Raw genomic sequence first — 12,290 nt, 5'->3', positions numbered from 1 at the left:
CACCCTGCCCGGCCCCCTGCCCCTACCGCTATTCCTTGACGGCCCCGGCGTTGGCGTCCTGTACGAAGTAGCGCTGGAAGCAGAAGAAGAGGGCTGCGACGGGCAGGGTGGACAGCAGGGCAGCCGCCAGTTTCAGGGGGTACTGCTTGCCGCCGCCGAGGCCGCCGGAGACGAGCCGGGCGAGGCCGGTGGTGAGGGTCTCGTACTGGCTGGACTGGGTGGCCACGAGGAAGTGGGTGAACTCGTTCCACGAGCCTTGGAACGAGAGGATCGTGAGGGTGATCAGGGCGGGTCGGGCCATCGGCAGGACCACCGACCAGAAGACGCGGAAGACGCCCGCGCCGTCGACGCGTGCCGCCTCCTCCACCTCGCGGGGGACCGACTCGAAGAACTGCTTCATGATGAAGATGCCCGCCGCGTCCACCAGCAGCGGCAGGATCATGCCGGTGTAGGTGTCGAACAGCCCGAAGGTGTTGAGTACCAGGAAGCGCGGGATCAGCAGGGCGACGCCGGGCACCGCCATGACGGCGAGGACGAAGCCGAACAGCAGGGTGCGGCCGGGGAAGCGCAGGCGGGCGAGGGCATAACCGGCCATCGAGTCGAACAGCACGCGTCCGACGGTGACGACGACGGTGATGAACGCCGAGTTGCCCAGCCAGCGCAGGAAAGGCACGCCGTCGCCGGCCCGGCTGAGGCCGAACAGCCGCTGGTAGGCCGCGGTGGTGGGGGTGGTGGGGATCAGGCCGAGGGGGTGCGCGGCCGCGTCGGGGTCGGTCTTGAACCCGGTCACCAGTTGGATCACGAACGGCATGAGGTACAGCAGCCCGATCGCGGCCACCGCGGTGTATCCGAGGACCCGCAGCGGCACCGGGAAGCGGCCGAGCACGGGAACCCCTTGCGACCGGACAGACGGCACGGACCTGTCGGTCGCGGACTTTGAGGTCATCGTTTCCTCCCGGGGCGGACGGCACGCTCGCGCAGCGCGTACCGCTGCAGGCCGGTCATGGTGAGGATCAGCGCGAGCAGGAGGAACGCGATGGCCGCGCCCTGCCCGAAGTCGGCGTCGCCGAAAGCGGTCGAGTAGGACAGGAAGGCGGGGGTGAGGGTGGTGTTGCCGGGGGCACCCTGACTCATGACGTAGACCTGGTCGAAGACCTGCCAGGTGCTGATCGTGCCCAGGGCGAGGACGAGGAAGAGGACGGGCCGCAGCGCGGGCAGTGTGACGTGGCGCAGCATCTGGAAGCGGTTCACGCCCTCGATGGCGGCCGATTCCTCCAGCTCCCGGGGGATGCCCTGAAGGGCGGCGAGGAAGATCAGCATGAAGGTGCCGGAGGTCGTCCACACGGCGAGCATGATGATCGTGCACATGGCGACGGACGGTCCGGACAGCCACTCGAACCAGGACAGTCCCATGAAGGAGTGGTCGGCGAGGGCGCCCGAGGGGTGGCCGGCGTCGACCATGCCCAGGCCGCCGAGTAGGAGGGAGAGGACCCCGCGCGGGTCGTTGAACCAGTTCGGGCCCTTCACCCCCAGCCAGGACAGCAGGGTGTTGACGGCGCCGCTGCCCTGGAACAGGAAGAGGAAGATGGTGGAGACCGCGATCGAGCTGGTCACGGAAGGGAAGAAGAACGCGGTGCGCAGGGCGCCGCGACCGCGCAGCATCCGCTGGTTGACGATGAGCGCCAGTGCCAGCGCGAGGACGGTCTGCAACGGAACGGTCAGCAGCACGTAGTAGAAGTTGTTGCGCAGCGAGGTCGCGAAGAGGGTGCGGTCGAGGCCGTCCTGGGTGAGCAGGGCCCGGTAGTTGTCGAGCCCGACGAACTTCGCCTGCCCGCTGAAGGGGTTGGACTGGCCGTCCCAGTGCAGCAGGCTCACCCACAGCGCCATCAGGGTCGGCAGCACCAGGAAGAGACCGAGGACGACGACCATGGGGCTGACGAACAGCCAGCCCCAGGCTCCTTCGGCGCGGCGCCCCACGCGCGGGGCGGGCTTGGCGTGGGGCGCCGCGGCCGGGCCGGGCCCGCCGGGCGCGTCAGGTGCGCCCGGCGAGTCGGCCGTCTGGGAGCTACCGTCTGCCACCGCGGATGTGGTGTCACGGGGGGACATGGCGGCTCATTCGCCCTTCGTGAGGGCCTGTTCGCCGTTGCTCTGCAGGTCGGCGAGGATCTTCTTCGGGTCGGCGGTGTTCAGTGCCGCGAGGTCGGTGTTGAACTGGGTGAGGACCTTGTCGAAGCCGGCTATGGTGACCGGCCCCTGCGCATAGGCGCTGGCGTCGACCCACGCCTTGGCGGAAGGATTCTGCTTCGCGTACTCGGCCTGCGCGCTGGTACGAGAGGGCATCACGCCGAAGGCGGCGGCGTTCTTCACCTGCTGCGCGCTGGAGGTCAGGTACTTGACCAGGTCCACGGCGGCGGCCTGGTGGGCGCTCTCCTCGGCCACACCCCAGCACTGGCTGAAGGCGAGCGTGCCCTTGCCGGTCGGCCCCGCGGGCAGTGGGACCACCGTGTACTTCACGCTCGGGTAGTCGGCCTTCATGCCGCCGGTGAGCCAGTTGCCCTCGATGGTCATCGCGGCCTTGCCGGTGCCGAGGGCCTCGCCGCCCCAGTTGGCGTCGACCTGGTTGGCGTACTTCATGACGCCGGACTTCAGCAGCGACTGCACGTACGTGAGCGCTTCGGCGTTCTGCGTGCTGTCGGCGGTCATCTTCGTCTGGCCGGCGTCGGTGATCCAGCCGCCGGCCTGCTTCATGAAGACGCCGAGCCGTGCCCATTCGCCGTTGGTGACCAGCCCGGTGACCTTGCCCCCGGTCAGCTTCGCGGCGACCGTCTTCAGCTGGGCCCAGGTGGTCGGGTAGTCCTTGTCGGTCAGCCCGGCCTTCTTCCACAGGTCCGTGTTGATCGCGAGGGCGAGGGTGGAGGTGTCCTTCGGCAGGCACATCAGCTTGCCGTCGTAGGTGAAGGAGGTGCGCAGCTGCTGGGAGAAGTCGCTCGCGTCCTCGACCTGGTCGCCGTAGGCGTAGAGGGAGCCGCCCTTGGCGTAGTTGGCGAACTGGTCGGAGTTGACGTAGAAGGCGTCCGGCGGCTTGTGCCCGGCGAAGGACTGGGCGAGCTGTTGGTTGATGTCCTTGGCGACGTCCACGGTCACCGTGGTGCCGGACTCCTTCGCGTAAGCCGCCGCCGCGTCCTTGACGGCCTTGGTCTCCGCGTCGCCCGAGCTGGCGATCAGCACGGTCAGGTGCTGCTTGGAGCTGGAGTCCTGCTCTGTCTTCGTGCTGCTGCCGAAGCCCGACGAGCAGCCTGTGGCGACCATCAGCGTCGCGCAGGTGGCGAGGGCCGCGGCGGCCGTTCGGTTGACCATGGAAATCCTCCGAGGGTTACGGGTGTGACGTGCGGCTCCACCCGGCCCGGCGGGGACGCCGGGCCGGGGCGGGGGAGGAGGAGAAGGAGAGGAAAGGGAGAAAGGGCTCTTTCGAGGGGCTTTTCGAGGGACCCTTCGCAGGCAGGGCCCTGCGGAGAGAGGCGGAGAGCCCGCCGGTCCCTGTTCGGCTCGGCCGCTGTGGTGACGGCTGCCCGGCGGCGGCACCCCGGGCGGAGACATCCCCGGCGGGACCGAGGCGCCCGCAATCGGCCTGGGACGCGGCTACTTGACTAAGGCGATCTCCGGAGCGCCGCCGCCCGGCCCGCAGACGCTGTCGCGCACGACCAGTGACGGCTCAAGCAGCAGGCGCTCCGGCTCCGCGCCGGGGGCGGCGATCCGCGCCAGCAGCAGTCGTACGCACTCCCGGCCGACCTCTTCCAGCGGCTGTGCGACGGAGGCCAGGGCGGGGGAAAGGATCTCGGCGGTCGGCGAGTCGTCGAAGCCGACGACGGCGACGTCCCGGCCGGGGGCGGCACCGCGCTCACGCAGTGTCTGGTAGCAGCCGAGCGCCAGCATGTCACTGGCCGCGATCACGGCGGTCGCGCCCGCGTCCAGGAGCGGTTTCACCGCGGTGCGGGCCGCGTCGATGTCGTTCACGCTCTGCGCCCGTCGCCCACGCACCGGCAGCCCGTGCCGGCGCATGGCACGCTGCCAGCCCTCGGCGCGGTCGTCGCCGGTGGCGGACGAGCCGCGTTCCCAGCCCAGGAAGGCGATCTGACGGTGCCCGAGGGAGACCAGGTGCTCGACCGCGGCGTCCGTGCCCGAGGCGCCGTCGACGTCGACCCAGTCGCCGATCTGCCGCCCCGACCACATCCGCCCGAAGCCGACGAACGGCACGCCGCGCTTGGCGAGCCACGCCTGGCGCGGGTCACCGTGCCCGGTGCCGCTGAGGACGAAGCCGTCGACCTCGTGCTGGTCGAGCAACGCCTCGTACCCCTCCAGGCTCGGACCGCCCGACGGGGCGGCGAACAGCAGGATCCGATAGCCGGCCTCGTCGGCGGCCTGCGACAAGGCGTGCAGGAACCGGTCCAGGACCGCCGAGCTGGCAGGGGCGGGCTGGATGGCGTAGCCGATCAGCCTGCTGGAACGAGTGCGCAGCGTCTGCGCCGCACGGCTGGGGCGGTAGCCCATCTCGTCGATCACACGGCGGACCCGCTCCAGCGTCTCGGGCCGCAGCAGGTCCGGCGAGTTGATCGCGTTCGACACGGTCTGCGCGGAGACCCCGGCCCGGCGGGCGACCATCGCAAGGGTCACCGGGCCACCCTTGGTCGAGGAGTTGTTACTGGAGCGGGACATGCGGCTCTCCGACTTGCCGAAGCAATGCAGACAATATTTTAGCGTTCCAAAAGTCGTTGTGTTCGCTCTGAAGACTGGCTTAGTGTCATTTGAACGATCCAACGCTGAGAGGTTCTACTTCCTTGGACACCACTGTCAAGCCCCAGGACACCAACGGCCCGGTCACGGCAACCCCCTTGGCGACCGGCGGCCTGCAGCCGTTCCTGCATGACGCGGTGGTCACCCTGCATGCGCCCAGCCTCGTGATCTCGCGGGAGAACGGGCAGCTCAGCGGGGCCGCGTACGGCTTCTACCACGGCGACCGCAGGGCGCTGTCCCGACTGACCGTCACCGCCGAGGGCATCGCCCTCGCCCCGGTGCGGGGCGGGCTGCGAGGCGCGGACGGCGCCGACTTCCGGGCGGTTCTGCGCGGGCTCGGCGAGGTGACGCCGGACCCGGCCGTCGCCCTGCACCGCCGCCGCACCGTGGGCGACGGCCGCCTTGAGGAGGTCTTCGAGGTCACCAACGCGGGCGTCGAGCACGTCCGCTTCCGGCTGACGGTGCATGCCGGTACGGACCTCGCCACCATGGAGCAGGTCAAGTCCGGGCAGGCGGCCGGGGAGGTGCCGCCGCACGCCGCGGACGGGGACGCCATCGGCCTCGCCTGGTCCGCGGACGACTTCGCCGTACGCGTGTCGGCCGCGCCCGCGCCGGACGCGCTTCAGGTGCCGACCGGGGAACTGTCGTACGACATCGATCTGGAGCCGGGTACGTCGTGGAGCATGACGCTGACCTGTACGGCGGTGTACACGGACGGCGACCAGTTCCCGGCTCCGCCCGCGGACCGACTGCCCTGGTCCCTTCCCACGTCGCGCGGCACGGACCGCCGCCTCGACCGGTGGCTGGAACAGTCCCTCGCCGACCTGGACCGGCTGCGCCTGACGGACCGCCAGTCGCCCGACCCGGACCGTCCGGACCAGTTCCTGGCCGCCGGCGCCCCCTGGTTCCTCACCCTGTTCGGCCGCGACGCGCTCTGGGCCGCCCGCATGCTCCTCCCGCTCGGCACCGACCTCGCCGCCGGAACCCTCCGCACCCTCGCCCGCCGTCAGGGCGCCGTCACCGACCCTGCCACGGAGGAACAGCCCGGCAAGATCCTCCACGAGGTGCGCCGTGCCACTCACCGGTTCACGGACCGTCTCTCCCTGCCGCCGGTGTACTACGGCACGGTCGACGCCACCCCGCTGTGGATCACGCTGCTCCACGACGCCTGGCGCTGGGGCATGTCCCCGGCCGAGGTCGAGGAACTCCTGCCGCACGCCGAGGCGGCCCTCGTCTGGATGCGCGAGGCGGCATCCGCCGACGGCTTCCTCAAGTACATCGACCAGACCGGCCACGGCCTGTCGAACCAGGGCTGGAAGGACTCCGAGGACTCCATCCGCTACAGCGACGGCCGCCGGGCCCACGCGCCGATCGCCCTGTGCGAGGTCCAGGCGTACGCCTATGAGGCCGCTCGGGCCGGAGCCGCCCTGCTGCGCGCGTTCGGACGGCCGGGCGCTGACGCCTGGGAGAACTGGGCGGACGAACTCGCCGCCCGCTTCCGTGAACACTTCTGGGTACAGGACGAGAAGGGCCCGTTCCCGGCGGTCGCGCTGGACGGCGACGGCAAGCCGGTCGACTCCGTCACCTCCGGCTTCGGACACCTCCTCGGCACCGGCCTGCTCAACGCGGAGGAGAGCGCGTTGCTGGCTGCCCGCCTCACCGGCCCGGACCTCGACGCGGGACATGGCCTGCGCACACTGAGCAGCGACGCGGTGGGCTACAACCCCTTCGGCTACCACGTCGGATCGATCTGGCCTCACGACACCGCGATCGCCGTCCACGGCCTGGTCAGGGCGGGCTTCCCGGACGCTGCCGCGTCCCTGGCGGACGGCCTGCTCGCGGCGTCGGCGGAATTCGAGGCCCGGCTGCCCGAACTCTTCGCCGGCCACGGCACCGAGGCGGGACCCGGCCCCGCCCCCTATCCGGCGTCCTGCCGCCCCCAGGCATGGGCTGCCGCCGCCTCGGTGCACGTGCTCCGGGCGGCCCTGGGCCTGGAAGCCGACGTCCCGGCCGGCACGGTCACCGTGGCCCCCACCTTCGCCCGGAACTACGCCCCGCTGACCGTCAACGGACTCCAGGCCAACGGGGACCGGCTGGACCTCGACGTGAGGGGGGACGGATCAGTGGAGGTGACAGCGCCTGGAAGGCTGGCCGTGACCACTGCCTGAGTTTCCCCGGGTTCTCGGTCTCAGCGAGCGGCGCAGGTGCCCGGACAGCGTGGTGATCGCGTCTCGCACGGCCTCGGCGCCGTATCCGGCCAGGGCCGGGCCGTTCTTGACCCGTGGTTCGACGCCGTAGCCGTCCCACCGTGGCAGGTGCAGCAGCATGGTGAACCGGGTCGTGCGCTCGACGAGGGTGCCGATCGTGGACCGGTCGGTGCCCATGATGAGGTCGCCCTCCGCGTGGCCAAGCACCGCGAGGTCCTCGGCCTCGGCAGGCCGCTCGCTGATCATCGCCTCGGGCGTCACGTGACCGTTCGCGTGTTGTCGGGAACATGCTCGCGGGACGCGCAGCGCACGTCCGGTGCCAGGCAGGTGCCCCCCGGTCTTCGCGTCGCGGCTTGTCACGGCCCTTCCAGGGTGTGGCCTCAGGTCCCGGCACCGGCGTTCCGTCAGGTCGGCGGACCTGGCCGGAGAGCCGTTCCTGGACGCACCCGCGGAGTCGTTCGTTGACGGCTGGCCTCGCGGGCTTGGGGCGTCGCGTCATGAGCTCCGCATTCCACTGCGCTACCGAAGCGCGATACTCGAGCTTCCCGCCCCGAGTGGCCGCGTTGCGTCGCAACTCCCGCGAGATGGCCGCCGGATCGCGACCGAGCCGACGGGTGATCTCACGAACCCCGGTGCCCAGGGCCGTCATCAAAGCGATCTCTTCGCGTTCCTCAGACGACAGACAGCGGCCCGTGAGCGGGGCGAACACGAACGTCGGCATGCCACCACGCTCGCGGCGGCCACCCGATGGTCGGCTCGACAGGCCGGGACGGGGAGGCAGGCGACAACGCAGCCATGGAGTCCTTCTTCAGCCTGCTGCAGAAGAACGTCCTCGACCGTCGGCTGTGATCCACCCGCCTGGAACTGCGGACCGCGTTCGCGACCTGGATCGAGAAGACCTACCACCGACGCCGCCGACAAGCCTCGCTCGGCCGACTGACCCCCGTCGAATTCGAGACCGTCATGACCACACAGGCCAAGACGGCTGCGGGCTCATGCGGTGGTTTCGGGCTGGTCCTTGTCCGCGGGCGTTGCCTCGTGTTCCGGTGTGCCGGTGGTGGTGTAGAAGACGGAGCTGCCTTGCTTGGTGCGGTGGATGCGGCTCTTGGCGACGAGGTTTTCGAGGGTGGTGCGTACGACTTTGGTGTCGATGGTGCGTTCGGTGTGCGTCTGCCTGAGCGCTTCGGCGATCTCCGCCGCGGAGCGGGGCTCGGTCTGCTCGAGCACGTGCTGGTGGATGAGGTCGACCAGTGTGGGTCCTGCTGTCTTCTTGTTCTCGGGCTCTTGTGTTGGTGCCTTCTTTGCCGGTCGGCGTGTGCCGGATGCGGTTGCCGTCTTCTGCCGGGGGGAGGGCACTGTGGCGCCCTCGGTGTTGGGCGGCTCGGGGGTTGTGGCGGGGATGCCGAGTGCTTGTTGCATGGTGACCAGCACGGTGTGGTCCTGCTGCAGGGTGGCCAACTGGTCCTGGAGTTGGGCGAGTTCGGCTGTGATGCGTTCCTGTTCCTTGGTGTTGTGTTCGAGGTCGCTGGTCACCTGGCTGATGTACTGCGATGTCAGCTTGGTGGCGTGGGTGGTGTTTTCGGGCATTGTCTTCTCCTCGGTTTGTGGCCGGGCTGCGGCGAAGTCGGGGAAGCGACTCCGGTCGCGGTGTGCCTCGGTGTGGGGATATTACGCGTGGGAGGCCGTGCTTTCCCTGTGTACAACGCCTGTTCTGTGAGTGCCGTTACTGGATGGGCGGCAACGGACACCACGTCCCAGGCGTTGCCGTCGATGCTGCGTGGGGTGTGACCGGTGGTATGTATGGCCAGGACCAGAGTGCGCCGCTGCGACGCGGGCGGCGGGGCCGTGGGCGGGTGCAGCGTGTGGGGTGCGCCGGCCGGGGTTCTGGTGCAGGACAGTACGGTCGAGAAGTTCCACCTCCACCGGCGCTGACCTGAGGCCGGGGCATCGCAGCCAGGCGGTGCGGCGGCGAGACAGGTGAGTGTCGCTTGCCGGGCTGTGTGTCGGGGGCGACGATGGTGTGGCTGGTCGCGGCCGTGCAGGCATCAGCCAGCCGTCAGGCGCCAGGCGCGGCTGCCATGGCCTCGGTCGCCGGCTCTGGGGCCGGGTTTCGGGGGCCGGTCCGTTCTGCGATGAGCCGTTGGTAGTTCGGGCACTGCGTGACGTCCTCGTGTTCGCAGTTCAGGCCGCCCTCGATGAGGCCCAGTGAGGCCTGGGCCGCTGCGATTGTCGACCGGAGTTCTTCGGCCGCGGGATGCAGGATCTTGTGCCGGGTGGCGCGGTCGACGGTTGTGGTCAGGCTTTTGATGGTGTTCAGGCCGAGGCCGGCGTCCTTGAGGATGAGGATCGTCGCCACGCGGGTGAGGTCGTCCGCTCCGTAGCATCGGCGTCCGCCGGAGTCCCGTTCGGGGTGCAGCAGACCCACCGCCTCCCAATGCCGCAGCACGTGCGGGGCCAGGCCGAACCGTTCCGCGAAGGCGCCGATGGCCAACGTGCTGACGGCGCCGTCTTCGCTTGACTTCATGCCGACATTAAGTCGCAGCATGACGTCCGTGTCCAAGAATCAGGAAGCGGTGGGAGAGCACCGCGACACCGAAGCCCTGCTGGCCGTCCTCGACACTGCGGACCGGATGCCGAGCGCCGCTCGGCTGCGGGCCCGCTCCTACGAACTGCTGTCTCAGGTCGCGGGCTCGACTGTCGTGGACGTCGGTTGCGGCGCCGGACGTGCCGTCGCCGAACTGGCCGGACGCGGTGTCCGCGCGGTGGGCGTGGATCCCAGCCCGTGGATGCTGGCCGCGGCCCGAAAGCGGTGGCCGCAGGCCGAGTTCAGCGAGGCGGGGGCGGAGGATCTGCCGTTCGCCGACGGCAGCGTGGCGGGTTACCGTGCCGACAAGGTCTTCCACGTGCTTGAGGAGCCGGGGCGCGCGGTTGCTGAGGCGCGACGGGTCCTGTGCCCGGGCGGCAGGATCGTTCTGGTCGGTCAGGACTGGGACGCCATCATGATCGACTCGGATGACGCGGCGCTCACCCGCACGATCGTGCACGCCCGCGCCGATCTCTTGGGCACGCCCCGCGCCGGCCGCCAGTACCGCAGCCTGCTCCTGGCGGGCGGCTTCGATGATGTCACGGTCGAGGTGCACACCAGCGTGTTCACCGACCCCGCGATGCTGTCGCTGGTGGCGGGGCTCGCCGGGCCGGCCTGTGCCAGCGGCGCTGTCGGTCGCGACCGGGCGGACGAGTGGCTCGCCGAACAGCGCCGGCGCGCCGAGGCAGGCCGCTTCCTGATCGCCGTTCCGTTTTTCGTGGCCGCCGCCTCCGCCTGAGAGGTGTCCGGCCACCCGCACCGGAAGCCCTTCGGGAACTTCGTGGGGCCGGCGTCCTGAGACACCGCATCTGGAGGCAGTGATCGGGCAGGGTGTGTGTATGCCTGAGTCGTTGTCCTTGCCCGGGGGTTTCGTCAATGCGGTCGTTCGTGTCGGGGAGACGGTGCGCCGTCCGGCGTCGGCGCGTACGAAGTTCGTTGGTGATCTGCTGGGGTTGTTTGAGGCCGGTGGCTGGAGTGGTGCTCCGCGGTATCTCGGTGTCGATGATGAGGGCCGTGAAGTCCTCAGTTATCTCGAGGGTCATGTGGCCTGGGAGCGGCGGCAGCCTGCTGCTGTGTCATCGGACGAGAGTCTGGTGAGGGTCGCCCGGCTTGTGCGTGAGTTCCACGACCTGACAGCGGGCACCATGCTGGCCGGAGACCAGGAGGTCGTGTGTCACAACGACCTGGCGCCCAGGAACACCGTCTATCTGCTGTCCGGTGGCGGGCTTCGGCCGGCGGCGTTCATCGACTGGGACCTTGCCGCGCCGGGCGCACGGATCCACGACATCGCTCATGTCTGTTGGCAGTACCTCGGCTTGGGCCCCGCGGTCACCGACGTCGGGGAGGCGGTCCGGCGCATGAGGCTGGTCGTCGACAGTTACGGGTTGGTGGACCGACGACCTCTCGTGTCCACGATCCTGTGGTGGCAGGAACGGTGCTGGCGGGGCATCGAGGCCCAGGCCGATGCGGGTGATGCCGCCATGGCCCGGCTCCGCGACACGGGGGTGGTGAGGCAGGTCCAGATGGCGTATCGATGGGTGTGCGATCACCGGGGTGCGTTGGAACGCTCGCTGCAGTGAGCGCGCGGGTGGCAGCTGCGGCCGGTTCGTTGGTTGTTTCCCGTGACGGCCGGAGAGCCTTGTGGCATCCGGTGCATTCTGGATCCCCCTGACGGCAGTGGGATGCCTTCCCGGGGACATTTCGGGCGCCGTAAGCTCTCGGCCGGTATCTGCGCATGGGTCTTCGGGGCCCCGTTCATTGATGAGCATCCTCGCGCCAGATGCCCGCTCCTGGCTCCTGGGGTCTGGCCCGGCCTGATGGGCACGGCCTGCCGGGATCCGCGGCACCGTGATCACCAAAGCCAAAGCCAAAGCCAAAGCCAAAGCCGGTGTCGATGCCGGTGTCGGGCGCCCGGGACTGGGGGGCTTCAGAGCGCCCCGGCCGGGTTGCGCCCCGCCCTTCTATCTCCAATCTGCGTTGTTCCTAGAATGGCCACGTGAAGGACATCGAAGCGATCGCGGTGTTGCAGGATCCGGTGCGGCGCCGCCTGTACGAGTACGTAGTGGCGCAGGGTCGCGAGGTCGGCCGCAACGAGGCCGCCGAGGCGGCCGGGGTGGCGCGCACGCTCGCCGCGCACCATCTGGACAGGCTGGCCGAGGCCGGGCTGCTGGAGAGCGGCAGCCGCCGCCTGACGGGCCGCTCGGGGCCGGGGGCGGGCCGGCCTGCCAAGGTGTACACGCGGGCACGGGCCGAGCGGGCGGTGTCGCTGCCCGCCCGCGATTACCGAACCGCCGCCGAGCTGCTCGCCGAGGCCGCCGAGCAGGCCGGGCTGGACGCCGGGCTCCGGGAGGCCGCGCGCCGCCGGGGCGAGTCGCTGCGCGGCCCGGCGGCGCCCTGCGGCGGCCTCGAAGAGGCCATGGAGATGCTGACCGCCCGCGGCTACGAACCACACCTGGAAGACGTCGAAGTGGCCGAAGGCGCCGAAGGACCCAGAGGGGCGTCCGGGGCGGCCGCACGTGTCGTCCGTATGCGCAACTGCCCCTTCCATGCCGTCGCCGAACGCTTCCCGCCGTTGGTCTGCGGCATGAATCTCGCACTGCTGGAGGGGCTGCTCGGCACGGACGGTCCCGTCCGCGCCCGTATGGACGCCAGGCCGGGGGAGTGCTGCGTGGTTGTCGAGCCTTCTAAAAACAATCGTCATTGACATA

The 12,290-nt window shown here is 70.0% G+C and carries 10 protein-coding genes and 2 pseudogenes; 5 read left to right on the top strand and 7 right to left on the bottom strand.

All coding sequences use genetic code 11. The features are described 5' to 3' along the window. Positions 1–28: 28 nt before the first annotated feature. The 4 genes from AB0D85_RS47140 to AB0D85_RS47125 form a co-directional block, all read right to left on the bottom strand. On the bottom strand, positions 29–886 hold the full coding sequence (locus tag AB0D85_RS47140; RefSeq protein ID WP_362336019.1) for a carbohydrate ABC transporter permease: 858 nt from the start codon (positions 884–886) through the stop codon (positions 29–31). Between the two features lie 56 nt (positions 887–942). After that, entirely contained in the window at positions 943–2,079 is a 1,137-nt protein-coding gene (locus AB0D85_RS47135) for a sugar ABC transporter permease (RefSeq protein WP_362336017.1), read from the bottom strand. A gap of 33 nt (positions 2,080–2,112) precedes the next feature. Beyond that, a complete protein-coding gene (locus AB0D85_RS47130) occupies positions 2,113–3,357 on the bottom strand; it encodes an extracellular solute-binding protein (protein ID WP_362336014.1) in 1,245 nt (414 codons plus the stop codon). 282 nt (positions 3,358–3,639) lie between these two features. Beyond that, positions 3,640–4,713 (bottom strand): LacI family DNA-binding transcriptional regulator, encoded by a 1,074-nt coding sequence (locus AB0D85_RS47125; RefSeq protein WP_362336012.1) that lies wholly within the window; start codon positions 4,711–4,713, stop codon positions 3,640–3,642. Between the two features lie 122 nt (positions 4,714–4,835). Here AB0D85_RS47125 and AB0D85_RS47120 point away from each other — a divergent pair, with 122 nt between their 5' ends. After that, positions 4,836–6,959, top strand: a complete 2,124-nt coding sequence (locus AB0D85_RS47120) for a glycogen debranching N-terminal domain-containing protein (RefSeq protein WP_362336009.1) — start codon at positions 4,836–4,838, stop codon at positions 6,957–6,959. Between the two features lie 141 nt (positions 6,960–7,100). Here AB0D85_RS47120 and AB0D85_RS47115 read toward each other — a convergent pair. Beyond that, positions 7,101–7,719 (bottom strand): annotated as a pseudogene (locus tag AB0D85_RS47115) (helix-turn-helix domain-containing protein); the annotation flags it as partial. A 20-nt stretch (positions 7,720–7,739) separates the two neighbouring features. Between AB0D85_RS47115 and AB0D85_RS47110 the strand changes: the two are divergent. After that, a pseudogene (locus tag AB0D85_RS47110) lies at positions 7,740–7,967 on the top strand (integrase core domain-containing protein); the annotation flags it as partial. 24 nt (positions 7,968–7,991) lie between these two features. On the opposite strand, the gene AB0D85_RS47105 reads toward AB0D85_RS47110, so the two are convergent. Together AB0D85_RS47105 and AB0D85_RS47100 are read right to left on the bottom strand one after the other, a co-directional pair. After that, on the bottom strand, positions 7,992–8,585 hold the full coding sequence (locus AB0D85_RS47105; RefSeq protein ID WP_362336006.1) for a hypothetical protein: 594 nt from the start codon (positions 8,583–8,585) through the stop codon (positions 7,992–7,994). Between the two features lie 469 nt (positions 8,586–9,054). Next, complete coding sequence (locus AB0D85_RS47100; protein ID WP_362336107.1) at positions 9,055–9,522, bottom strand: MerR family transcriptional regulator; 468 nt, start codon at positions 9,520–9,522, stop codon at positions 9,055–9,057. A 19-nt stretch (positions 9,523–9,541) separates the two neighbouring features. On the opposite strand from AB0D85_RS47100, the gene AB0D85_RS47095 reads away from it, so the two are divergent. The 3 genes from AB0D85_RS47095 (at position 9,542) to AB0D85_RS47085 (ending at position 12,286) form a co-directional block, all read left to right on the top strand. Beyond that, the gene (locus AB0D85_RS47095; RefSeq protein ID WP_362336003.1) at positions 9,542–10,321 is read left to right on the top strand and encodes a methyltransferase domain-containing protein; all 780 of its coding nucleotides are present in this window, start codon (positions 9,542–9,544) and stop codon (positions 10,319–10,321) included. A 100-nt stretch (positions 10,322–10,421) separates the two neighbouring features. Next, positions 10,422–11,162, top strand: a complete 741-nt coding sequence (locus AB0D85_RS47090; RefSeq protein WP_362336000.1) for a phosphotransferase — start codon at positions 10,422–10,424, stop codon at positions 11,160–11,162. Between the two features lie 416 nt (positions 11,163–11,578). Continuing rightward, positions 11,579–12,286, top strand: coding sequence for a helix-turn-helix domain-containing protein (locus AB0D85_RS47085; protein WP_362335997.1), 708 nt, complete (start codon positions 11,579–11,581; stop codon positions 12,284–12,286). The last annotated feature ends 4 nt before the right edge of the window (positions 12,287–12,290 follow it).

Source organism: Streptomyces sp. NPDC048277, from assembly GCF_040652235.1.
Taxonomy (GTDB): Bacteria; Actinomycetota; Actinomycetes; order Streptomycetales; family Streptomycetaceae; genus Streptomyces.
Note: the sequence above shows the minus strand (reverse complement) of the source record. Positions and strands in the feature narration are given on the sequence as shown.

Excerpts from the sequence above, each read along its gene's own strand:
- AB0D85_RS47130 (WP_362336014.1), bottom strand. The coding sequence starts at position 3,357 with ATGGTCAACCGAACGGCCGCCGCGGCCCTCGCCACCTGCGCGACGCTG.
- AB0D85_RS47125 (WP_362336012.1), bottom strand. The coding sequence starts at position 4,713 with ATGTCCCGCTCCAGTAACAACTCCTCGACCAAGGGTGGCCCGGTGACC.
- AB0D85_RS47105 (WP_362336006.1), bottom strand. The coding sequence starts at position 8,585 with ATGCCCGAAAACACCACCCACGCCACCAAGCTGACATCGCAGTACATC.
- AB0D85_RS47100 (WP_362336107.1), bottom strand. The coding sequence starts at position 9,522 with ATGAAGTCAAGCGAAGACGGCGCCGTCAGCACGTTGGCCATCGGCGCC.
- AB0D85_RS47095 (WP_362336003.1), top strand. The coding sequence starts at position 9,542 with ATGACGTCCGTGTCCAAGAATCAGGAAGCGGTGGGAGAGCACCGCGAC.
- AB0D85_RS47090 (WP_362336000.1), top strand. The coding sequence starts at position 10,422 with ATGCCTGAGTCGTTGTCCTTGCCCGGGGGTTTCGTCAATGCGGTCGTT.